19 protein-coding genes are annotated in these 23,530 nt (G+C 57.7%); 5 read left to right on the top strand and 14 right to left on the bottom strand.

Features of this window, described 5'->3' with window-relative positions; genetic code table 11:
• Positions 1-46: 46 nt before the first annotated feature.
• On the bottom strand, positions 47-1,117 hold the full coding sequence (queA, locus tag ACOTXC_RS08605) for a tRNA preQ1(34) S-adenosylmethionine ribosyltransferase-isomerase QueA (protein ID WP_336196446.1): 1,071 nt from the start codon (positions 1,115-1,117) through the stop codon (positions 47-49).
• Positions 1,118-1,209: 92 nt separating this feature from the next.
• Here queA and acpH point away from each other — a divergent pair, with 92 nt between their 5' ends.
• Together acpH and ACOTXC_RS08595 are read left to right on the top strand one after the other, a co-directional pair.
• Entirely contained in the window at positions 1,210-1,791 is a 582-nt protein-coding gene (gene acpH / locus ACOTXC_RS08600; RefSeq protein ID WP_022647220.1) for an ACP phosphodiesterase, read from the top strand.
• A gap of 127 nt (positions 1,792-1,918) precedes the next feature.
• A complete protein-coding gene (locus ACOTXC_RS08595; RefSeq protein ID WP_003859113.1) occupies positions 1,919-2,521 on the top strand; it encodes a peroxiredoxin C in 603 nt (200 codons plus the stop codon).
• 48 nt (positions 2,522-2,569) lie between these two features.
• Here ACOTXC_RS08595 and ACOTXC_RS08590 read toward each other — a convergent pair whose 3' ends face one another.
• From ACOTXC_RS08590 to phoB, 7 genes are all read right to left on the bottom strand, one after another.
• Positions 2,570-3,949 carry a DUF3999 domain-containing protein gene (locus ACOTXC_RS08590; RefSeq protein ID WP_421767568.1) on the bottom strand — a complete coding sequence of 460 codons (1,380 nt, stop codon included), beginning with the start codon at positions 3,947-3,949 and terminating at the stop codon, positions 2,570-2,572.
• The gene (locus ACOTXC_RS08585; protein WP_336196449.1) at positions 3,946-6,555 is read right to left on the bottom strand and encodes a DUF2339 domain-containing protein; all 2,610 of its coding nucleotides are present in this window, start codon (positions 6,553-6,555) and stop codon (positions 3,946-3,948) included. Before ACOTXC_RS08585 ends, ACOTXC_RS08590 begins: the two co-directional genes overlap by 4 nt.
• A 90-nt stretch (positions 6,556-6,645) precedes the next feature.
• Entirely contained in the window at positions 6,646-8,463 is a 1,818-nt protein-coding gene (gene malZ, locus ACOTXC_RS08580; protein ID WP_336196450.1) for a maltodextrin glucosidase, read from the bottom strand.
• A 600-nt stretch (positions 8,464-9,063) separates the two neighbouring features.
• A complete protein-coding gene (gene proY, locus ACOTXC_RS08575; RefSeq protein ID WP_017383160.1) occupies positions 9,064-10,437 on the bottom strand; it encodes a proline-specific permease ProY in 1,374 nt (457 codons plus the stop codon).
• A gap of 81 nt (positions 10,438-10,518) precedes the next feature.
• Positions 10,519-11,838, bottom strand: a complete 1,320-nt coding sequence (gene brnQ / locus ACOTXC_RS08570) for a branched-chain amino acid transporter carrier protein BrnQ (protein WP_003859118.1) — start codon at positions 11,836-11,838, stop codon at positions 10,519-10,521.
• 409 nt (positions 11,839-12,247) lie between these two features.
• Positions 12,248-13,543, bottom strand: a complete 1,296-nt coding sequence (gene phoR / locus ACOTXC_RS08565; protein ID WP_023299433.1) for a phosphate regulon sensor histidine kinase PhoR — start codon at positions 13,541-13,543, stop codon at positions 12,248-12,250.
• A 21-nt stretch (positions 13,544-13,564) separates the two neighbouring features.
• The gene (phoB, locus tag ACOTXC_RS08560; RefSeq protein WP_003859122.1) at positions 13,565-14,254 is read right to left on the bottom strand and encodes a phosphate response regulator transcription factor PhoB; all 690 of its coding nucleotides are present in this window, start codon (positions 14,252-14,254) and stop codon (positions 13,565-13,567) included.
• 187 nt (positions 14,255-14,441) lie between these two features.
• On the opposite strand from phoB, the gene sbcD reads away from it, so the two are divergent.
• Both sbcD and sbcC read left to right on the top strand, forming a co-directional pair.
• Entirely contained in the window at positions 14,442-15,647 is a 1,206-nt protein-coding gene (gene sbcD / locus ACOTXC_RS08555; RefSeq protein WP_199008996.1) for an exonuclease subunit SbcD, read from the top strand.
• The gene (sbcC, locus tag ACOTXC_RS08550; protein WP_319855031.1) at positions 15,644-18,775 is read left to right on the top strand and encodes an exonuclease subunit SbcC; all 3,132 of its coding nucleotides are present in this window, start codon (positions 15,644-15,646) and stop codon (positions 18,773-18,775) included. Before sbcD ends, sbcC begins: the two co-directional genes overlap by 4 nt.
• Positions 18,776-18,862: 87 nt before the next feature.
• On the opposite strand, the gene mak is transcribed toward sbcC, so the two are convergent.
• Entirely contained in the window at positions 18,863-19,768 is a 906-nt protein-coding gene (gene mak, locus ACOTXC_RS08545; RefSeq protein WP_003859127.1) for a fructokinase, read from the bottom strand.
• Between the two features lie 123 nt (positions 19,769-19,891).
• On the opposite strand from mak, the gene rdgC reads away from it, so the two are divergent.
• Positions 19,892-20,806 (top strand): recombination-associated protein RdgC, encoded by a 915-nt coding sequence (gene rdgC / locus ACOTXC_RS08540; RefSeq protein WP_006809928.1) that lies wholly within the window; start codon positions 19,892-19,894, stop codon positions 20,804-20,806.
• Positions 20,807-20,853: 47 nt separating this feature from the next.
• Here the strand turns inward: rdgC and ppnP are convergent, their stop codons facing one another.
• From ppnP to ACOTXC_RS08515, 5 genes are all read right to left on the bottom strand, one after another.
• Positions 20,854-21,141: a pyrimidine/purine nucleoside phosphorylase gene (gene ppnP / locus ACOTXC_RS08535; protein ID WP_003859131.1), complete on the bottom strand. Its 288-nt coding sequence runs from the start codon at positions 21,139-21,141 to the stop codon at positions 20,854-20,856.
• Between the two features lie 71 nt (positions 21,142-21,212).
• Positions 21,213-21,890: an AroM family protein gene (locus ACOTXC_RS08530; protein WP_003859133.1), complete on the bottom strand. Its 678-nt coding sequence runs from the start codon at positions 21,888-21,890 to the stop codon at positions 21,213-21,215.
• Positions 21,891-22,126: 236 nt separating this feature from the next.
• Positions 22,127-22,318 carry a protein YaiA gene (gene yaiA, locus ACOTXC_RS08525; protein WP_023305565.1) on the bottom strand — a complete coding sequence of 64 codons (192 nt, stop codon included), beginning with the start codon at positions 22,316-22,318 and terminating at the stop codon, positions 22,127-22,129.
• Between the two features lie 44 nt (positions 22,319-22,362).
• Complete coding sequence (gene aroL / locus ACOTXC_RS08520) at positions 22,363-22,887, bottom strand: shikimate kinase AroL (protein ID WP_023305564.1); 525 nt, start codon at positions 22,885-22,887, stop codon at positions 22,363-22,365.
• Positions 22,888-23,031: 144 nt separating this feature from the next.
• Positions 23,032-23,490 carry a YaiI/YqxD family protein gene (locus ACOTXC_RS08515; protein WP_022647211.1) on the bottom strand — a complete coding sequence of 153 codons (459 nt, stop codon included), beginning with the start codon at positions 23,488-23,490 and terminating at the stop codon, positions 23,032-23,034.
• Between the last annotated feature and the right edge of the window lie 40 nt (positions 23,491-23,530).

The raw sequence follows: 23,530 nt of genomic DNA, 5'->3' as shown, positions 1-23,530 counted from the left end.
CCGACGTCAGAAAAACAGTCCAACGTTGTAACACGGTGCCGCGGACTTATTCCCCGACACGCTCATTCAAAGCCTGCGGATTGTACGTGATAAACATCGCGTCACCGTAGCTAAAAAAGCGATATTTTTGTTCTACCGCAGACTTGTAGGCGTTCATCGTATGCTGATACCCCGCAAACGCGGAGACCAGCATAATCAGCGTCGATTCAGGCAGATGGAAGTTGGTCACCAGCGCATCAATGACTTTGTACTGATAGCCCGGGTAGATAAAGATCTGCGTATCGCCAAAGAAGGGCTCAATCAGCTCTTTTTTCGCGGCCTGCGCAGCGCTCTCAAGGGAACGTACCGACGTTGTACCGACGGCCACGACGCGGCTACCGCGCGCTTTCGCCGCCAGCACCGCATCAACCACCTCCTGCGGCACTTCGGCATACTCAGAGTGCATGATGTGGTCTTCGATGCTGTCCACGCGCACCGGCTGGAACGTCCCCGCGCCGACGTGCAGCGTCACGAAGGCCATCTCAATACCCTTGGCGCGCAACTTTTCCAGCAGCGGTTCATCAAAGTGCAGGCCCGCCGTTGGCGCCGCCACTGCGCCAGGCTTCTGGCTGTAGACGGTCTGATACAGCTCGCGGTCGGCTTCTTCATCCGGGCGTTCAATGTACGGCGGCAGCGGCATGTGGCCGATGGCGTTGAGGATATCAAGCACCGTGCGCTCGTCGTTAAACTCCACCTCGAACAGCGTGTCGTGACGCGCGGTCATGGTCGCTTTGATGCTCTCGTCATCACCCAGCAGCAGTTCAGCGCCCGGCTTCGGCGCTTTGGATGCGCGAATATGTGCCAGAATACGTTTATCATCGAGCATACGTTCGACCAGCACCTCAATCTTGCCACCGCTGGCTTTACGGCCAAACAGACGCGCTGGGATCACGCGGGTATTGTTAAAGACCAGCAGATCGCCAGGGTTGAGCTTGTCGAGCAGATCGGTGAAAGTACCGTGCGTCAGCGCGCCCGTTGGCCCGTCCAGTGACAGCAAGCGACAGCTGCTACGCTCAGGCATGGGGTAGTGAGCAATCAGGGATTCAGGTAGTTCAAAGGAGAAATCGGCGACGCGCATGACGTATACTCGTGACTTAAAAACAGGCGGCATAGTCTAGTGCTCACACCCTTTTGCTGCAACAACTAGCCGCCACCGGACGAATAAAACGCATGAATTTTCTCGCTCACCTGCATCTCGCTCACCTCGCGGACAGCTCCCTCTCCGGCAATTTGCTGGCCGATTTCGTACGCGGCAACCCCGCGGAAGATTATTCCCCCGAGGTTATCGACGGGATTTTTATGCACCGCCGCATCGACGTGCTGACCGATAACCTGCCGGAAGTGACGGAAGCCAAAGCCTGGTTCCGCCCCGAAACGCGACGCGTGGCGCCGATCACGCTCGACGTCATGTGGGATCATTTCCTGTCGCGCCACTGGTCCCAGCTGTCGCCTGATATGTCGCTGCCTGAGTTTGTGCGCTACGCCCACGCGCAGGTGTCGATCATTTTGCCGGACTCCCCACCGCGCTTTGTGAATCTGAATAACTATCTGTGGTCTGAACGCTGGCTGGAGCGTTACCGCGAGATGGATTTCATTCAGAACGTGCTCAACGGCATGGCCAGCCGTCGACCGCGTCTGGACGCGCTGCGCGACTCCTGGCACGACCTGGACAAACATTATGACGCGCTGGAAACGCGCTTCTGGCAGTTCTACCCGCGCATGATGGCGCAGGCGAAAAATAAAGAACTGTGATGCCGGTTCGATTGATAGGTAAAAGCTGGTGGAACGATTGTTACCACCTCTTTGTCTTATTCCCGCGCTGCCTCTATACTGGCCCGCGTTGCGTTCCAAATAACCTTAGTATCTACAGGAGAATCATATGGTTCTGGTAACTCGTCCGGCTCCGGATTTTACAGCTGCCGCCGTTCTGGGCAACGGTGAAATCGTTGAAAACTTCAACTTCAAACAGCACACCAACGGTAAAGCGACCGTTCTGTTCTTCTGGCCAATGGACTTCACTTTCGTTTGCCCGTCTGAGCTGATCGCGTTCGACAAACGTTACGAAGAATTCCAGAAGCGTGGCGTGGAAGTGGTTGGCGTCTCCTTCGACTCTGAATTTGTACACAACGCATGGCGTAACACCCCTGTAGAAAACGGCGGCATCGGTGCGGTGAAATACGCGATGGTTGCGGACATCAAACGTGAAATCCAGCAGGCTTACGGTATCGAACATCCGGACGCTGGCGTTGCGCTGCGTGGTTCTTTCCTGATCGACGCGAACGGCATCGTTCGTCACCAGGTTGTGAACGATCTGCCGCTGGGTCGTAACATTGACGAAATGCTGCGCATGGTTGACGCGCTCCAGTTCCACGAAGAGCACGGTGAAGTGTGCCCCGCTCAGTGGGAAAAAGGTAAAGAAGGTATGGCGGCTTCCCCTGACGGCGTAGCTAAATACCTGTCTGAGAACGTATCCAGCCTGTAATCGGCACGGTTTACGAAAAACCCGCGACTACGCGGGTTTTTTTATAGCTTATGCTGCGCCGTCTTTTTTGACCTCGCGCCAGATGCGCCATGCCATACCCGCAAGCACCATCACCCCGACGATCAGTACGCCCCAGACCATCAGCGTTTTCATTCTGCTTTCCTGCTCAGCCGCAGACGTCGCGGTTAAACGCGCCTCGCCGCCCAGCGGGACAGGTTCCAGCGTATCCGCCATCGGCAGGGCTGCCAGAGCGTAGGTTTTACGCAGTTCGGTCGGGATCAGCATATCCGTCTCCACGCTTGCCGGTTTCGCAGCCCCGTTCCCCCACGCAAGCAGATACGGCCCCTTCCCCTGCGCGTTGAACACCAGATCATAGCGCACGCGTTGCCCGATCACGCCCGGCAGGTTCTCTGGCAAACGCGCATTGAAGGTCTTGATTTTTACCGCCTCGACCAGCCCGCCCGGGAGCGGAACAGGTTCAGACGTTTTGCCGCCGAGCTGGTAGATCACCTCTTTTTTCAGCGTATGCCACCGATCCTTGTCCGCCCCCCGCCAGGCTATTTCTGCCGGGAGAACACCGTCGCCATTCAGCATGAAGGCGATCGCACTCAGAGGCTGCGGATGCGTCCAGCGCCACACGGCTTCGCTATCGGATAGCCGCTCCCCCTCTCCCGCCAGGCTAATGTGCTCTGATTCCGTCTGCGCAGGAGCGTTAATCGCGTTGACGCCGGTTAACGTCAGGGCTGAACGCCCCGTGTTCAGCACCAGCAGCAGATAGCGATTCGCCTCAGGAGATAACACCAGATCGGTATCGATGCGGTCGAGCTTCAGGCGATCCTGTCCACTCATCACGTCCAGCAGGGGCATCTCTTCGCGCAGGGTATACCAGTTTTTCAGATCCTCGCTGTAATAGACCGATGCCGTCCCCTGCCACGAGCCCTGCGGCGTGTCCCAGAAAAGCTGGAGCTGAGAGAGCGGAACCTGCGTCGCGTTTTCCGGCAGGGTCAGCAGATAGTGCTGTCCGGCAGCCGCCCCGTGTTGCCCTTCCAGCACAATCTCCACGCCGTTTCTGGCACGTAACATAATTTTATCGCCACTGCCCTCTTCCCCACCCGGCGAGGCGTTAAGCGCAAAGAGGCGCAGCGCCGTGGTGGTCGGTGCCGGCTGCGGACGCGTCGTGGTAACCAGGCTGAACGGTACCGGCTCGCCCGACTGATTAAACACGCGCACGTCGCGCAGATCGGGCGATGTGCTCTGCTGATAAACCGCCAGCGGCAGCATGACCCGATACCACGGCGAAGAGGCAGAGGTATCAAGGGACAGGCCATAGGCATAATCCCGCGGGGATTCCACCGGCGCGCCCTCGCTGAATGCCGGACCGGCCACGGCCAGCAGTGCCGCACAAACAACCGATTTCATCCATTTCATTTTTCTTCTCCTGCTTTAGGCGGTAGCGGCGAGAAATAGCCCACAATCAGGACCAGGATCGCCACGCCAATAAACGCGACAGCACGCGCCAGGCCGCCACCGCCCGCGCTGTCCACCAGCATCAGTTTGAGCATGACCACCCCCAGCAGCGCCGCACCGCCAAGCCACTGCTGACGGGAGGCCTGACGGGTGGCGCGGATCATGACCACCAGCGCGCAGAACATCCAGAACAGGGCAAAGGTGGTCTGGATAAGCCGCGAATGCCACAGCGACTCCATGTTCCAGGCCACCTCGCCGTACCACGCCAGCGCGCGCAGCAGCGCGCCGTTGAGCCACCAGAAGCCAAGCGCCATCAGCACAACGGCGGACCACGGTCGGGACTGCGCAAGCGATGCCGGATAGTGGCGATCCACTGCCCGATAAAACACCACCAGCCCCAGCAGCGCGAACGCCGCCCCTTCCTCAAGCGGGTTCACCAGCGGCAGCCAGGTCTGTCGATAGACTACCCCGTCCTGGAAATTGGTCACGACCAGCAATACCACCAGCGCCACAACCACAGGGATCACGGCAAGGCAGGCGTAGAGCGCAGGCCATACCCGGAACGGCCACCCGCGACGCCGTACGGCCGCGGAGAGCGCCATAATCACCCCACCGCCGACAGCCATCGCAATGCCGCTTCCCCAGGCCGCCATGCCCCATGGCAGGGAGCGGGCAAACCAGTAAAGCTCGGCGGCCATGGCGAGTAAAATCATCCACAACAGCGACAGATGCAGCCCCATTGCGATGCGCGGAAGAAGTTTATCTTCGTCGCGCCGCAGCATCATCAGGGCGGCAGGCAGCGCAATAGCCCAGGCCAGATTTGCCCAGCCGGCTGCCAGCATCTGCTGTTGCCAGACCTGATAAAGCACCATCAGCAGCATCACCGGCCACAGCAGCCATTTGCTGGCATCCAGCTCCCGCCATGCCAGACGAGCGGCAGCCTGCCGCCATCCCCAGGCCGACACCGCCGTCAGCGCCAGCACGCCCGCCAGAACCGATAATTCTTTCTTGAGGATCAGTTGCGACGCACCAAGTTGCGCCACTAACCAGAACAGCAGCCCACCGACCAACAGCGCCCAACTGCCCGACAGCACGATTTTCTGCCACAGCCAGGCCGCAGCCAGCCAGCAAAGACTGAGCACTGCGAAAATAAGCAGCAGACTCAGGGAGGTGACGCCGTCCATCTGCGCCCATATCGCGCTGCCGAGCGCCAGCCCCAGCAGCGCCGTCCCGCTATAGCTCATACGCCGCTGCTGCTGTTGCACGCCCAGCCAGAGGATACCCAGCCCCTCCAGCGCCCAGGCCATCGCCGTCCAGCGCGCCGAAAGCGCCAGCGGAATGGCAAGCGTGGCAAACCCGCCGCCAATCGCCAGCGCCGCCATAATCAGTGGTCGCCCAATGGAGGGGTAACGTCGCAGCGCGAGGAACGCCAGTGAGAGATAAAACGCACCATAACCCAGCGCGCTGAGCGCCGGGCCGTACGTCCAGTGCGACGTCATGCCGTACTGCATCCCAAAACCAATCAGCGGCGGTGCAAACAGCAGTACGCCGTCAATAATCTGTTTGCCTTTTTCCTGCGCCCGCAGCGACAGCGCTACGCTAAACACGCCAAAAATAAGCGTATTGGCAATCAGGAACAGCTGACAGATAACATAGTTTTCAGGCTGGTAGTCGCTCAGCCCCCACACTCCGCCAACGCCAAACGTGAAGAACAGCCCGAGCAGGTTGAGCTCGCGCCAGTGCTGCCAGATGCTGATGACGAGAATGCCGGTGGAGAGCAGAAGATAGAAGGAGAACAGCGCCACAAAGCTACCGCCCCCGGTAGACAGGAGCAGCGGCGCAAGATATCCGCCCAGGCTCGCCAGCATGGCAAGGCTCAGCGCCTTTTGCAGCACGGCCAGCCCGACGCTCGCCGCGCAAATCACCACCAGCAGCGCAAACGCCAGCGTCATCGGCAGCATCTGCCACAGCCGGAATGCGCCAAAGACGGTCAGGTAAAGCACGCCGGTCGCCCCGCCCTGGAGGATCAGCGCGTAGATCCGCTGCCTGTGCCGCAGCCGCCATCCAACGGCCAGCAGACCCATGGCAAACAGCGCCGTGGCGGCAAGACGCAGCTCAAGCGGAAACAGTGAATGTTCAACGGTATAGCGCAGCAGGAAAGAGAGGCCGAGGAAGAGCAGTACAATCCCCAGTTTTGCCAGCGGATTGCCCTGCATAAACCAGCGCGTCAGCGAGGACAGGATGCCGCCAAAGGCGGAAGGCCATTTTGCCGCCGGGACAGGCGCAGGTTCTGCTTCAGTGACGGGCGGTTCGGGACGCCAGGGATCGACAGGTGCGTTAACGGCCTCTGGCACCGGCGCTGGTGTCTCCACTGGCGCGGCGGTCTGCACCGGCTCCGGCGCTTTCTCAGCTACACCGTGCTGCTCAAGCGCCTCAATGCGCTGGCGAAGCCGGGCGATCTCCTGCCGCGCCGCCGTGCTTCGATTAAAGCCTATCACCGCAAGCACGGGGGCCACGACCAGCGCAAAAACCAGGAACAAACAGCCAAGGATGTAAAGCTCGTCCATGTTTCCACCTTCACCGTAAAAGATCCGTTAAGATTGACACAAGTAGTTGCATTTGCGCCATCTAAAAGGTGAAAACCATGCTGCCTGCGCTTAGCTGCCGAACCAGACCGTAGCGGAGATCGCCGGCAGCGTGAGCACGTTCTCCTGTAACGTCGCTTTCCCCTCTTTGCTCTTCCACGTTTTACCGGCCAGCAGCGGTGAATCTTCCAGCACCACTTCACACGCCTCACCCCGGTTGATCGCCACCAGCACGCGCTGCTGGTTGTAGACGCGGACAAACACCACCACATTATCTTGGGCGTACATCACCTGACAGCCCCCGTAGCGCAGGGCCTGGCTCTGCTTGCGTAGTGTCGCCATACGCTGGTACAGGCTGAACAGATTCTGATCCTGCTTTTCAGGCTCCCATGGGAAGGTTTTGCGGCAGAACGGATCGTTGTTACCGTCCAGCCCCACTTCATCTCCGTAATAGATGCACGGCACGCCCGGCCAGGTGAAAAGCCAGGTCACCGCCAGCGGCAGACGCGCCACATCTTTACCCAGCAGCGATTTAAAGCGCGCGGTATCGTGGCTGTCGAGCTGGTTAAACATCCGAAGCTGCTGCTGATGAGACAGGCCAGCGCGATAGTTCTCCATCCACGCCATGCAGGTTTTGGCGTCAATATGCTGCGGATCGTAAGAGATATCGGTGTTAGCGAGGAAGCCCCACAGCGGGAAGGTGAAGCCGCGATAATTCATCGACGCGTCTTCTGCATCTGCCTGCAACCACTGACGCGCGTCGCCAAAGTGCTCCCCGAAGACGAATGCTTCCGACCGGGCCGCTTTTGCCGACCGGGTAATGGCGGCGACATGCTGAAGGTTATTCCGCGCCCCGCCTGCTTCACCCAGCATATGCACCACGTCCAGCCGCCAGCCGTCCATATTCCACGGCGCTTTCAGCCAGTGGCGCACGATGCTGTTTTCGCCGCCGTAGATTTCATTCACAAGCGTTGACGACTGGAAATCGAGCTTCGGCAGGCTCGGGTAGCCCAGCCAGTCCAGGGCGCGGCCATTCTCGTCAAAAATGTACCAGTCACGCTGGGGGGAATCCGGATTATGGCATGCGCCGCCCATCGACTGATTGTGACGGTCGAACCACGCATGAGAATCACCGCTGTGATTGAACACGCCATCAAGGATCAGGCGCATACCCTCTTTTTGCGTGTTGTGGCGCAGCCGCAGCAGCGCCTCGTCACCGCCAAACTGCTCGTCAACGTGGCGGTAGTCCTGCGTATCGTATTTGTGAACGCTTGGCGCTTTAAACACCGGGTTCAGGTACAGCGCCGTCACGCCAAGCTTTTTCAGGTACGGCAGTTTTTCGCTGATACCGTCGAGATCGCCGCCGTAAAAGGTCGATCCCCCCGCCTGGGCGGTCAGCGGCTCGTCCCATTTTTTCAGAATGATGTCGTGACCGACCGCATGATGGTAATAAACCTTGTCCTGGTCGGCGGTGCGCTTTTCACTGCGCGCAAAGCGGTCCGGGAAAATCTGGTAAAAGACCTGATCGTTAACCCACTGCGGGCCGTTATCCGGGTGATCCACGGCAAACTGCTCCAGCCTGGCCGGAGGGAAACGGCTGAAGCCCTGCGGGGTAAACCACAACTGGCGGTTGTTCCACAGCAGCTTGAAGCCGTAGCGGCGACGCGGCTGTCCGCTGCGCAAATCGATATTCGCCCGCCACGCCGTAATACCCGGCTGAGGCTGGCTGCGCACCTTGTGCATTTTCAGCGATGTCTCTTCGTTATCCACTTCGGCGCGCAGGGTCACACGTTCAGGCTGATTTTCCCCTGCCAGCCAGAGCGTAATCACAAGGTTGTCTTTGTTTTGCTTAACAAATGGGGCAACCGGAAGGTGCCAGGCGTTTAACATCACGAATCCCCTTTGATGAAATTGACGTCACCTTGCCACAGGGTTGTTAAGGATAGCTCACCATGATGGGATTTATTGGGGGAGGAGGACGGGGGAGGAGGCATCAGTGCGGCCTGATGCCCTCACCCTAACCCTCTCCCACGGGGCTGAGGGATCCCCAGTAATTTTTTTATGCAGAAGCAATAAAGTTGCTTTCTAAATGACTGAGGGCTGTCAGCGATGCCCTGGTCCGGCTGTAAATCGCTGAGGCGTTTGCCTTCCGGCCGGGGCGAGGCGCAGGGATGCGCCGAGAGGGCGGCTTTACAGGGACGTTGCCTCCGCCCGTACCCGATAAGCCGGAAGGAATAAGCCGAGGGCACCGCGAAGCGGCGATTTACCGCCGGGAGCCCGGGTCGCCAGGGTGGTGGCGACTGAGCCACCCTGGCACGTTCACCGGTCATGTCGTTACAGAGTAGCAAGGAACATAAAGTGAACGGAATGACCACCACCGCCTTATGTTCCCCTCACCCTAACCCTCTCCCCGGAGGGGCGAGGGGATTGATCAGTGCTCGCATTAATTTGTGGGGAACCCTCAGCCCACGGGGAGAGGGGAAAAGAATGTTACTGTGCTTCCGCCAGCTGACGATCGCGGCGACATTTAAACATCCAGCCCACCAGCAGCAGGACGATCCACGCGAAGCCCACGTACAGGGAAATACGGGTATCCGGGTGATAACCAATCAGGCCAATGATGAAGACCAGGAAGATGAGACCGACAATGGTCGTTGGCACGCCGCCCGGCACTTTAAACTTCAGCGCTTTGGCCTCTTCTGGCGACAGGCGGCGACGGAACGCAATCTGCGACAGCAGGATCATGATCCACACCCACACCGTCGCAAAGGTCGCCAGCGACGCAATCACCAGGAAGACGTTCTCCGGCATAATGTAGTTCAGGTAGACCGAGAACAGCAGCGCCACGGTCATGACCAGCACCGTTACCCACGGGGTACCGCGACGCGACGTTTTGGCAAACACCTTCGGCGCACTGCCCTGCTCCGCCATGCCGTGCAGCATACGGCCCACGCCGAACACGTCACTGTTGATGGCCGACAGCGAGGCGGTCAGCACCACAAAGTTGAGAATGCTGGCGGCAAACGCAATGCCCATATGCTGGAAAGTCAGGACAAACGGGCTGCCGTTGGTGCCCACCTGGTTCCACGGGTAGATGGACATAATCACAAACAGCGTGCCCACGTAGAACACCAGGATGCGCATCGGCACCGAGTTGATGGCGCGCGGAATAGACTTCTCCGGATCTTTTGCTTCCCCGGCGGTGATGCCGATAATCTCGATTCCGCCATAGGCGAACATGACCATCTGGAGCGACATGACCATCCCGAGCCAGCCGTTGCTAAAGAAGCCGCCGTTGCTCCACAGGTTGTGAATGCCGGTTGGCTGTCCACCGTTGCCGATACCCCAGATGATAATGCCGAAACCGGCGAGGATCATGATGATAATGGTCGCGACCTTGAAGAAGGAGAACCAGAACTCCAGCTCGCCAAACACCTTCACGCTCATCAGGTTAACGGCGCAGATAATCAGCACCACGCTCAGCACCCAGATCCAGTGCGGCACGGCGGGGAACCAGACCCCCATATAGATACCAAACGCCGTCACATCGGCAATGGCAACAATCAGGATTTCGAAGCAGTAGGTCCAGCCGGTGATAAACCCGGCCAGCGGGCCTAAATTTTCCTGCGCGTAGCGGGAGAAGGAACTGGCAGAGGGGTTGTGAACCGACATTTCGCCAAGGGCGCGCATGATGATATACGCCGCCACGCCGCCGATGATGTAGGCCAGCAGAACGCTTGGACCGGCCATTTTGATGGCATCTGCCGAGCCATAAAAAAGACCGGTACCGATAGCCGAGCCCAGCGCCATAAAGCGGATGTGGCGGGTGCTCAATCCACGTTTAAGTTTGTTAGTGCTTTCCATTAAAATCTTGCCATTCAACACGAAAAAAACAAAAAACCACGGGGCCTTAAGCCCCGTGGTTAAACAATTTGTTGCCGTTGATTAATGGGCGTTGGATGTCACCTGACGCCCTGCCGCACGGTCCCAGATAATCGCCAGAACCAGCGCTACAACGGAAGGCATCAGCCAGGCCAGGCCCTGCTCGGACAGCGGCAGACGCTGTGTCCAGGCTGGCAGGATTTCTGCAAATGCTGATGCTTTGATCCCGTCAAGGATACCAAAAATCAGGCTGATAAACATGGCTGGCGCAATAATTCGCGTGGAGTTATGCCACCACGGACGGGTGAAGCTCAGCACTACCAGCACGATACATGGCGGATATATCGCCGTCAGCACCGGAATTGAGACCTGAATCAGGTGGCTCAGACCGAGGTTTGACACCGCCATGGAGAAGATGCCGAGGATAAACACCAGCGTGCGGTAAGAAAGCGGCAGATACTGAGCGAAGAACTCCGCGCAGGCGCAGGTCAGACCCACCGCCGTCACCAGACAGGCCAGGAAAATCAGCGCCGCCAGCAGCATGCTGCCTGCACCACCAAAGGTGTGCTGCACGTAAGCATGCAGGATCGCCGCGCCGTTTGCGCTCTGATCGACCAGCGTTGCGCTATCTGAACCCAGACGGAACAGCGCCAGATACAGCAGCGTCAGGCCGACACCGGCCATCAGGCCAGCCCAGATGGTGTAGCGAGTCAGCAGACGCGCTTCGGTCACCCCGCGGGAACGCGCGGCGTTAACGATAACGATACCAAACACCATCGCGCCAAGCGTATCCATCGTCAGATAGCCGTTCACGAAACCGTTTGAGAACGCCGCGTTCTGGTAGGCGTCCATCGCGGAGCTGATGGGCCCCGCAGGCCAGACGATGGCCGCAACCGCCAGCACAATCAGCGCCACAATTTTCAGCGGTGCCAGGAAGTTACCCACAGTATCCAGCAGTTTGCCCGGATAGAGAGAAACCAGAATCACGATGGCGAAGTAAATGAGGCTGTAAATAAACAGCGGCATCGCGCCGTCACCGGTCAGCGGGGCAATACCCACTTCAAAGGAGACGGTCGCCGTACGCGGGGTCGCGAACAGCGGGCCAACGGCCAGATAGCAGACGGTTGCCAGCAGAACGCCAGCCACTTTGCCAATCGGGGTGCTGAGGCTGTCCACACCGCCACCGACTTTCGCCAGCGCGATAACGGTCAGTACCGGCAGGCCCACGGCAGTAAGCAGGAAGCCAAACGCAGCCGTCCAGACGTGTTCACCCGCCTGTAAGCCAACCATTGGAGGAAAAATGATGTTACCTGCGCCAACGAACAGCGCAAATGTCATAAAGCCCAGCGCGATAATGTCACGCGATTTCAAGTGATGGGTCATAAAACCTTACTGCCTGTGGATGTGGTGTTGAATACGTTGAGATTTTCGCCATCCCTGACGGGACGATACAGCGGAAAATTTGCTCAATTTCAGCGGGATATGCTCCCGTCCAGGCGTGGCGAAGAATAGTTTTTCGATTTACCACGCAAATACAGTCGGTCTGACAGTATATGGGGGGCAATTTAAACGCTTATAACGTTTAAAGGCAAGAAGGGATCGTAAAACCAGAACAATATGCCAGCATGAAAATCCAGACCAAAATAATATGCCATGTATAAGAAAAACTCATGGCTAATCATGCGAACAAAAAAGCACCAGCCGTATAATATTCACTCGCGTTTCGCTTGACTGCAAAGCAAACGGGCCAGCAATCGCTGGCCCGTGGAAAGGTAGCCTGACACACACGCTGTCAGGCACTTTTTTTGGCAATTAATCGTTCCGGAATCACGAAGCTAAAGCGCGTGCCCTTACCCAGGGTGCTTTCGATATTGAGCCGGCTTTCGTGGTGGCTGACGGCATGCTTCACAATTGCCAGCCCCAGTCCGCTCCCGCCGGTCTGCCGCGAGCGCGCCTTATCCACCCGGTAGAACCGTTCGGTGAGACGCGGGAGGTGTTCAGGCCCAATCCCCGGCCCGTTGTCCTCGACGCTAAACTCAGCCCCTGCCGGAGTATGCTGCCACCGCACCGCGATATGCGTCCCTGTCGGGGTATGATTCACGGCGTTATAGACCAGGTTTGAGATAGCGCTTCGCAGCTCATCTTCACTGCCGAGCACTTTCAGCGTGTTATCAACATCAAAACTCAGGGTGTGTTGATTATGGCTCAGCGTTTGGGCTTCGCGCTCCACCACTCGCAGCATCATCGGCACATCAATGATGTCGTTTAGCGCCAGCGACGGGGCAGCCTCAATTTTTGAAAGCGTTAGTAGCTGTTTGACCAGCCCTTCCATGCGGAACGTCTGTTCCCGCATGGTATGCAGCGCTTTCTCACGCGGCGCCCCCTCAAGCGTTTGCTCCTGCATCATCTCCAGATAGCCCTGAAGCACCGTCAACGGCGTACGCAGCTCGTGGCTGACGTTGGCAAAGAAGTTACGTCTTGCGCCCTCAAGCTGATGCATCTGGGTGACATCCCGCGCCACCATCAGCCACTGCCGATCGCTGTAGGGCATCACGCGAATTTCAAGATGGCGGCCGTTATTGAGCTTCAAATTGTGCGGACGACTAAAATCACGCGTTTTCAGATACAGCGTGAACTCGGGATAGCGCAGAAGGTTGAGGATGTTCTGACCGTTATCATCCGGCCAGCGCAGGCCCAACAGCTGCTGTGCGAGGCCATTGCACCAGAAGATGGTCCCTTCTTCCGTCGTCAGGATCACTGCGTCCGGCAGCGACTCCGCGCCGCTGCGAAAGCGTTTTATCAGGCTTCCCAGCTCACGACGGCGCTTTTTATTACGCATCTGCATCTGGTGCAGGCCGTAGAGTAGCGGTTCCCAGCTCCCGCTTCCCGGCGGGGGTGTCATACTTCTGTCGACCCACAGCCACCAGGAAAGACGCAGTAAATTCCAGAAATGCCAGACGAGCAACCCCGTCACGGCCACCAGTAAAAACCACGGCAGATAGCCAAAAATAGCCCCCAGAATGAGGGCCGGAATACAGCATAAGATCAGTTCAAAGACGAGCCTTTTCCATGACAGACGTTCCAGCACGCGTCACACTCCTGTCATTGTTCAGAAACGGGTCGAGAAGCGATAACCCGTGCCGCGGACCGTCTGTACCATGCGATCGTGGCCGCTCAGTTCCAGTGCTTTACGCAGGCGGCGAATATGGACGTCAACCGTTCGGTCTTCGACATAGACGTTAGTTCCCCAGACGTTATTCAGCAACTGTTCGCGGCTGTAAACGCGCTCCGGGTGGGTCATAAAGAAGTGCAGGAGTTTAAATTCGGTGGGGCCCATATCGAGGGGATTTTCACCGGTCATGACCCGGTGTGAGGTAGGATCCAGGCTCAGGCCCTGCATCTCAATCACCTCTTCCACCGCCATCGGTGAAATACGGCGCATCACGGCTTTGATACGCGCCACCAGCTCTTTCGGGGAGAACGGTTTGGTGATGTAATCGTCCGCGCCGGTTTCCAGACCGCGCACGCGATCCTCTTCCTCACCGCGGGCCGTCAGCATCACCACCGGGATATCGCGGGTCATCGCCTCGCGTTTGATATGCTTGATAAACTGCAATCCTGAACCGCCAGGCAGCATCCAGTCCAGCAGGATCAGATCGGGCCAGGGTTCATTCAGCTGGTTCACCGCGCTGTCATAATCTTCCGCTTCAACCGGCTGGAAGCCATTTTGTTCAAGCACGAAGCACACCATTTCACGGATCGGAGCTTCATCTTCTACGACCAGAATACGTCTCGCCATACTTTGCCCTGTCTTATCGTATTTAAGTTACAAGTCTGTAATGCGGCGTCATTATGCGTCAGATTTATGACAGATTTATGAAAAACATTACCACGATAAATAGCAAACTGTTGTTTTATTACAGCGGTTATTTTCCGTTCCCCGAACGTTTATAATCCTGCTTTCTTATTATTGCCACGGATCTCTTATGCGCATACTTCACACCTCAGACTGGCACCTGGGTCAAAATTTTTACAGCAAAAGCCGCGCCGCGGAACATGACGCGTTCCTGAACTGGCTGCTGGAGACGGCTCAGGCTCACGAGGTGGACGCAATTATTGTGGCGGGCGACATTTTTGATACCGGATCGCCGCCGAGCTATGCGCGTGAGCTGTACAACCGTTTTGTGGTCAACCTCCAGCAAACCGGTTGTCACCTGGTGATTGTCGCCGGAAACCATGACTCGGTCGCGACGCTGAATGAATCCCGCGATATTCTGGCGTTCCTCAATACCACCGTGGTGGCCAGCGCCGGACACGCGCCGCAGATCCTGAAAAAACGTGACGGCACGCCGGGCGCAGTGCTATGCCCAATTCCGTTTTTACGCCCGCGCGATATCGTGCAAAGCCAGGCAGGCCTGTCCGGGAGCGAAAAACAGCAGCATCTGTTGCAGGCCATCACCCGCTATTATCACCAGCAGCATACGGAAGCCTGCGCCCTGCGCGGCGAACAGGCCATTCCTATCGTTGCCACCGGGCACCTCACCACCGTCGGGGCCAGTAAGAGTGACGCGGTGCGCGAGATTTATATCGGTACGCTGGACGCGTTTCCAGCGCAAAACTTTCCCCCCGCCGACTACATTGCCCTCGGGCATATTCACCGGGCCCAGATCGTCGGGGGATGCGAGCATATTCGCTATTGCGGCTCGCCCATTTCCCTCAGTTTTGACGAAACGGGCAAAGCCAAATCCGTGCATCTGGTGAGCTTCACCGAAGGCAAACTTAGCGCCGTTGAGACGCTTGAGGTGCCGGTCACCCAGCCGCTGGCGGTGCTGAAAGGCGATCTGGCCGCCATTACCGCTCAGCTTGAGCAGTGGCGCGGCGCAGCGCTTAATCCCCCCGTCTGGCTCGATATCGAAATCACCACCGATGACTACCTGTACGATATGCAGCGTAAAATTCAGACGCTGACGGAAGACCTTCCCGTGGAGGTGCTGCTGGTACGTCGCAGCCGCGAGCAGCGCGAGAAAATTCTGCTGAACGCCCAGCGTGAAACGCTTAGCGAACTTCGGGTTGAAGAGGTGTTCGCGCGGCGGCTTGCGCATGAAGAAGTGGACGAGGCCAGGCGCACCAGGCTTAACGAGCTGTTTGCCCATACCTTGCATTCCCTCAATGACGAGGACGAAAACGCATGAAAATTCTGAGCCTGCGTCTGAAAAATCTGAATTCGCTAAAGGGTGAGTGGAAAATCGATTTCACCGCGGAGCCTTTCGCCAGCAATGGGCTGTTTGCCATCACCGGCGCAACCGGCGCGGGTAAAACCACGCTGCTGGATGCCATCTGCCTGGCGCTTTACCACGAAACACCGCGTCTTAATAAGGTCTCTCAGGCACAAAACGACCTGATGACGCGCGATACCGCCGAATGCCTGGCTGAAGTGGAATTTGAGGTCAAAGGCGTTGCTTATCGCGCTTTCTGGAGCCAGAACCGCGCCCGCAACCAGCCAGACGGGAACTTACAGGCACCGCGCGTTGAGCTGGCCCGCTGCGAAGACGGCAAAATTCTGGCCGATAAAGTCACGGATAAGCTGGAACAAACCGCCGCACTCACCGGGCTGGACTATGGTCGCTTTACCCGCTCGATGTTGCTCTCACAGGGGCAGTTTGCCGCCTTCCTGAATGCTAAACCGAGCGATCGCGCAGAGCTGCTGGAAGAACTGACCGGCACGGAAATTTACGGCCACATTTCCGCCATGGTTTTTGAAAAACACAAAGCGGCACGCAACGCGCTGGAGATGTGCGAAGCGCAGGCCGCAGGCGTTGTGCTGCTGAGCGAGGAACAGCAGCAGCACTTGCAGCAAAGTTTGCAGGCACTTACTGACGAAGAAAAAAACCTGCTGGCACAGCAGCAGAGCCAACAGAAAGATTTTCAGTGGCTTACGCGTAACGACGAGCTGATGCGTGAGCAGCAACGCGCAGCCGCTTCGCAGCAGCAGGCGCAACAGGCTCTGACGGACGCCGCGCCGCAACTGGCGAAGCTCCAGCTGGCACAGCCCGCCGCCCAGCTACGTCCGCTGTGGGAGTATCAGCAGGAGCAGACTACCCGCCTGGCGCAGACAACAGCGCGAATTGTTGAAGTAAATACTCGCTTACTCGACACAGCGGCGCAGCGCTCGCGTATTCGCAACGGTGCGCTGCACAACCGTGAACAGTTGCGGACAGAACACACGGTACTGACGCAGTGGCTAACCGAACACGATCGTTTCCGTCAGTGGGGGCAGGAAATTGCCGGCTGGCGGGCGCATTTTACGCAACTGAGTCGCGATAAAAATCAGCTTGTGGCCCAGTCAGCGCGTATGGCTGAGCTTCGTCAGAAACTGGCTGAGATGCCGGAGAGTACGCTGACGCTGACGGCTGAGGATCTCGCGACGGCAATGGAGCAACAGGCACAATCGCGGGCGCTCCGCCAGCGCCTGACTGCGCTTCACGCTCGCTATCAGCCGCTGCAAAAACGGCTGCGTCAGAATGCGGAAAGCGTGCAGAAAGCGCAGGCTGAGCAGGCTAAGCTCAATGAAACGCTGATCCTGCGGCGTCAGCAGTTCAAAGAGAAAAATCAGCACTATGCCGACCTGAAAGCGCTCTGTGAGCGTGAGGCGACAATCAAGGATCTTGAGAACTATCGTGCACAGCTCGAAGCGGGTAAGCCTTGCCCGCTCTGCGGTTCAAGCGAACACCCGGCAGTTGTGCAGTATCAGGCGCTTGAACTGACCGACAATCAGCGCCGCCGCGACGCGCTGGAGAAAGAGGTTGCCGCGCTAAAAGAGGAAGGATTGCTGGTGCTCGGGCAGGTGAATGCGCTCACCCAACAGATCCAGCGCGAGACAGAGGAAGTACAGGCCCTCTCTCAGGAAGAGCAAGCACTCACTAAAGAGTGGCTGGAGGTCTGCGCCTCCCTGAACATAGCGCTGAATATTCAGGATGATATTGCCCCCTGGATGAGCGAACAGGAGCAGTATGAACGCCAGCTGTATCAGCTTAGCCAGCGTCTGACGCTGCAAAACCAGCTCAATGAACAGGAAGATCAGGCGCGCCAGTACCAGCAGCAGCTGACGGCGACGCGTCAGGCGCTGGCAGCCTCGCTAGAGTCGCTGTCGCTTAGCGTGCCCGATGAAGGGGCCGAAAGCGCCTGGCTGAGCGCACGCGAAGCTGAATATACCCGCTGGCAGGAAAAACAGGCCCAGCACGGTACGATTCAGGAACGTATTAACGCCCTGATGCCCATCCTGGAGACGCTGCCGGATTCTGATGACGCAGAAGCCGACGCGGTTATCCCTGAGAACTGGCGCGGCATCCATGACGAATGCGTGTCGCTACAAAGCCAGCTCGCCACCCTACAGCAGCAGGAGACGCTTGAGCGTGAACGGCTTCAGCAGTCGCAGGCTCAGTTCAGCGCCGCGCTGACCGCGAGCTGCTTTGCCAGTCAGGAGGCTTTTCTCTCCGCCCTGCTGGATGAAGCGTCGATCCGCCAGCTTGAACAACAAAAGCAGACGCTGGAGAACCAGCTCCAGCAGGCCACGGCGCTCTCCGTACAGGCAAACCAGCAGCTTCAGGCGCACCAGGCACAACGCCCGGAGGGGCTGGAAACCGACGCCGCAACCCTTCAGGCGCAGTTACACCAGCTGGCGCAACTGCTTCGTGAAAACACCACGCGTCAGGGGGAGATCCGCCAGCAGCTCAAACAGGACGCCGATAACCGTCTGCACCAGCAGGCGCTTATGCAGCAGATTGAGGAGGCGGCGCGTCAGGCTGACGACTGGGGCTATCTCAATGCGCTGATAGGCTCCAGCACCGGCGATAAATTCCGTAAATTCGCCCAAGGGCTGACGCTGGATAATCTGGTGTGGCTTGCCAACCAGCAGCTCAACCGTCTGCATGGCCGCTATCTGCTTCAGCGTAAAGCCAGCGACGCGCTGGAGCTGGAGGTGGTTGATACCTGGCAGGCCGATGCGGTACGCGATACCCGTACCCTGTCCGGCGGGGAAAGTTTCCTCGTCAGTCTGGCGCTGGCTTTAGCGCTTTCCGATCTGGTCAGTCACAAAACGCGCATTGACTCGCTTTTCCTGGATGAAGGGTTCGGCACACTCGACAGCGAAACGCTGGACACCGCGCTGGATGCGCTCGACGCGCTGAACGCCACCGGGAAAACCATCGGCGTGATCAGCCACGTAGAGGCAATGAAAGAACGTATTCCGGTGCAGATCAAGGTGAAGAAGATCAACGGGCTGGGGTATAGCAGGCTGGACAGGGAGTTTGCGGTGCAGTAAATGGGGGATGTTGCCCTCACCCTGGCCCTCTCTCTGTGGGAGAGGGTACAAACATCAAAAACGGCAACGCAAGTTGCCGTTTTGCGTTTATTCCGGCCAGAGCCACGCCGCGCCGCGCACACCGCTGGAATCTCCATGGACGGCTTTGCGGATCGGCGTTTCGCATTCGCCCCCAAATACCCACTGTTTCACCAGCGTTGGCACCGTCGCGTACAGCCGGTCAACGTTGCTCATGCCGCCGCCCAGCACAATCACGTCCGGATCGAGGATATTGATCACATGCGCCAGTGATTTAGCCAACCGCATTTCGTAGCGGCTGAGCGCCAGTTCAGCCACCGGATCCTGCTCCTCAACCAGACGCATAATCTCGTTACCTTTCAGCGGCTGGCCGCTCAGACGATGATAATCGGTGGCAAACCCCGTGCCGGAAATAAAGGTCTCAATACAGCCCTGCTTGCCACAGTAGCACGGTACCTCGGCACGGTATTTGAGTTCATCTTCGTCCATCCACGGTAACGGGTTGTGCCCCCACTCACCCGCGGTGCCGTTGCCGCCAATATGCGAGCGCCCACCGAAGGCCACGCCCGCCCCGCAGCCGGTACCGATAATGACCGCAAATACGGTCTGCGCGCCAGCCGCTGCGCCATCTACGGCCTCAGAGACCGCCAGGCAGTTAGCGTCATTTGCCAGACGCACTTCCCGGTTCAGACGCTGGCTTAAGTCTTTATCAAACGGCTGACCGTTGAGCCAGGTGGAGTTGGCATTTTTCACCACGCCGGTATACGGCGAAATGGAGCCGGGGATCCCCATCCCGACCGTGCCCGTCTCGCCCGTTGCCTGCTCTGCCATATCGACCAGACGGGCAATCGTCTCTATGGTCTGGTGATAATCATCGCGCGGCGTAGGCAGACGGTGGCGAAACAGTTGCTCCCCCTGCTCGCTCAACGCAATAACTTCTGTTTTGGTGCCGCCCAAATCAATCCCAATACGCACAAGACACTCCTCATTATTTTGATTATCAACAGAGTAGAAGCCCACTTCCCGATTAGCAATGCAAGCGATGCGACAATTCGTTATCATGCCCGCTGATTTAACGACAAGGCCGTGGAAATTATCATGCTGTGGTTCAAAAATTTGATGGTTTACCGTCTCAGCCGCGACGTTTCGCTGCGTGCAGAAGAGATGGAAAAACAGTTAGCCGCTTACTCCTTTACCCCTTGCGGTAGCCAGGATATGGCAAAAACCGGCTGGGTTCCGCCAATGGGTTCTCAAAGCGATGCGCTGACCCACGCCAGCAGCACGGGGCAAATCATCGTTTGCGCCCGCAAAGAAGAGAAGATCCTGCCGACGCCTGTGGTGAAGCAGGCGCTCGAAGCGAAGATCTTCAAGCTGGAAGCTGAACAGGGCCGTAAGCTTAAAAAAACCGAAAAAGATTCACTGAAGGATGAAGTGCTGCACTCGCTGCTGCCGCGCGCCTTTAGCCGCTTTAGCCAGACCATGATGTGGATCGACACCGTGAACGGGCTGATCATGGTCGACTGCGCCAGCGCCAAAAAAGCGGAAGATACGCTGGCGCTGCTGCGTAAGAGCCTTGGCTCATTACCGGTGGTACCGCTGGCACTGGAGACGCCGATTGAGCTGACCCTGACTGAGTGGGTGCGCAGCGGGACTGCCGCGCAGGGCTTCCAGATCCTTGATGAAGCAGAGCTGAAAGCGCTGCTGGAAGATGGCGGCGTGATCCGCGCGAAGAAACAGGATCTGGTGAGCGACGAGATCGCCGTGCACATTGAAGCGGGCAAAGTGGTGACTAAACTGGCACTCGACTGGCAGCAGCGCATTCAGTTTGTGATGTGTGATGACGGCTCCGTGAAGCGCCTTAAATTCTGCGATGAACTGCGCGATCAGAACGAAGATATCGACCGCGAAGATTATGCTCAGCGCTTTGACGCAGACTTTATCCTGATGACCGGCGAGCTGGCGGCGCTGATCCAGAACCTGGTGGAAGGTCTCGGCGGCGAAGCGCAGCGTTGACAGGCAAAACGTAGGCCGGGTAAGCGAATGCGCCACCCGGCATGCTTTTATTTCAGATAGCGGCACAGATAAGAGGTTGGCTCTGCAACCTGCAAATGGAACTCGCTGTGGCCCGGCACGTTGAAGACCTGCCCGGCACTATAGACTTTCCACTCCGTTTCACCCGGCAGCAGGACGTTCAGCGCGCCGCTGACCACCGTCATCTCTTCCGCTTCTGCGGTGCCAAAGGTGTATTCCCCTTCCGCCATGACGCCGACACTGGCGCGGCCAGTGCTGCTGCTGGTAAAACCAATGGATTTCACTTTACCGGAAAAGTATTCGTTACTTTGAAGCATGAACTGGCCCTTATATTTATTGAGAAAAATCCACTATAGGGGCCATGCTCATGACCTGTCACGCAAAATCATTACACCAGTAATTCTGACGCCAGGCGCGCCATCAGGACGTTAGAGAGCAGCACCGGAACATCCAGCGCCTTTTGCAGTAAATCACGATGCCGTTGATGGAAGCCCAGGCAGTCCAGCATCAGGACATCCGCCCCTCTGTCGATCAACTCCTGCCCGGCCGCAATTAGCTTCGCTTCGCTGTCCCAGAACGGGTTTGCCAGCGCGTACAACGGGGTGTGCTCCAGCGCGGCCCACTTCACCGTCTGGTTATCCAGCAGTTCTTCTACGGGAACGATCACGCCCACCTGATGACCATCAACAATTGACGCCACCAGCGGGGGGATAATCCGCATCGGTTCGAGCAGAATGGCATTACGCGCGCTGAGTCCTTTAACGGGTGCTGTGCTCATCAGCAAAATGACGTCATAGTCCTGATTGTCGAGCACTTCGATCACACCCTGTAGCGCGCGCTCAATTTTCTGGCGCGACACATGCGCCAGTTTACCGTCACTGAGTAACGTTGCCAGGGGATCTTCCCCCTCTCCGACCGCGTAGTCTTCCATGACCTCTTCCCGACTGAGCTTCCCTAACAGACTGAGATGCGTAATTTGTTGTTCAGAGACATGCTCGGTTAAGAGCGGTAATACTTCGCTTACAGGCACCACACCAATCGTGAGGATCGCCAACGTCGCCTTCATTTTGATCGCCTTCCGTTACTACCACAACTGCCACACAAGTACAGGCTCACTACGCTGCACTGTTCATTTTTTCAACAAAACAGCACCAAGGGTAGCAGGGGATCTCTACACCGTAATGTAAAGATCGACTGGCCTTTCCGAATCCACCTGTAATAACTAAATATTAACTGCTGCTTAACATCAGCGATATGTTAAAAGTGTGATTCAGGCACGGTTGTAACGAATTCGGATTCCTGTCAGGACTTCTCAGGATCCTCATAGCGCCGTTTCGCATCCAGCGCTTCCTGTTCGGTTTCATGTTCGCTGATCAGCGAATCAGGTTTAGGGTGATCGGCACGCAGCTGGTACCAGGTTACGGTCTGATCGCTATTACCTTTTTCAACGGTAACGATGCGGGCTTCACGTGGATAGGGAGGTCTGGTTGGCATAGCTCATCCTTTTTTTATGTCTGAGCTATGAGTATAGACGGCTGTTAGCTGGCGCAAGCCAAACGCAGGGCGGTAATAATCTGAATCGCAACTTTCTCGGGTGACGCTGACGCATCCACAACGTGGTGTGCCGCCTCGCGGTACAGTGCATCGCGTTCGGCGAGGACCTCGCTGACCTCTTCACTCAGCGGTTTCGCGGTCAGCGCCGGGCGCTGCCCTTCTTCCGGAAACGCCTCCAGCCGCCCCACCAGCGTAGAAACCGGGGCACAAAGGTAGATTACGACACCCTTTTCGCGCATAAACTGGCGGTTATACGGCGCCAGAATAATGCCTCCACCGGTCGCAATCACGGTTGACGGCGCGGTCACCGCTTCCAGCGTGGCCGTTTCGCGCGCACGAAAGCTCTCCCACCCCTCATTCTCCACGATATCGGCGATGGTCTTACCGGCATTCTCCTGGAGCCAGTGGTCAGTATCGACAAACTGACTCTGGCACAGACGCGCCAGCTCCAGACCAACGGTGGTTTTCCCACAGCCGCGAGGGCCAACTAAAAAGATGGGTGGGTTCATAACCAGGTGTTCCCCTTGCTGCCGGATAACTGAAGGCTGTAAAGAAATGATTGCAGAAGATGTTGCGCTAACTTTACTGCAAAGCGGTACGGAATGACAAGCCTGTGGAAGCCACACTGTACCACAAAACAGCCCGGAGGTGGGCTACGCCGGGCGGCGCTTCACTTCCAGCAGCCATTTATCCAGCTCGGCGGCAAACTGCTGGCGATCGCGCTGCGACAGGCTGTCCGGCCCACCGGTTTGCACGCCGCTGGAACGCAGGGTATCCATAAAATCACGCATGGTGAGCTTCTCCCGGATCGTTGCCGGAGAGTAGCGCTCGCCGCGCGGGTTAAGCGCCGCGGCCCCCTTCGCCAGCACGTCGGCAGCCAGCGGGATATCCGCCGTGATCACCAGATCTCCTGCGTCACACAGGCGTACTATCTCATTATCTGCCACGTCGAACCCGGCCGGCACGCGCAGAGAACGAATGAACCTGGAGGGCGGCACGCGGATATTCTGGTTCGCCACCAGCGTCATCGGCATCTGCACCCGCTCGGCGGCGCGAAATAAAATCTCTTTAATCACATTCGGACACGCGTCCGCATCAACCCAAATCGCCATAGTGTCTCCCCATTATGATTCTGGCGACTATTGTCGCCTG

It is taken from the genome of Enterobacter cloacae complex sp. IR5428 (assembly GCF_049238585.1).
GTDB lineage: Bacteria > Pseudomonadota > Gammaproteobacteria > Enterobacterales > Enterobacteriaceae > Enterobacter > Enterobacter intestinihominis.
The sequence above is the reverse complement of the archived record's forward strand: the minus strand, read 5'-3'. Positions and strand labels throughout refer to the sequence as shown.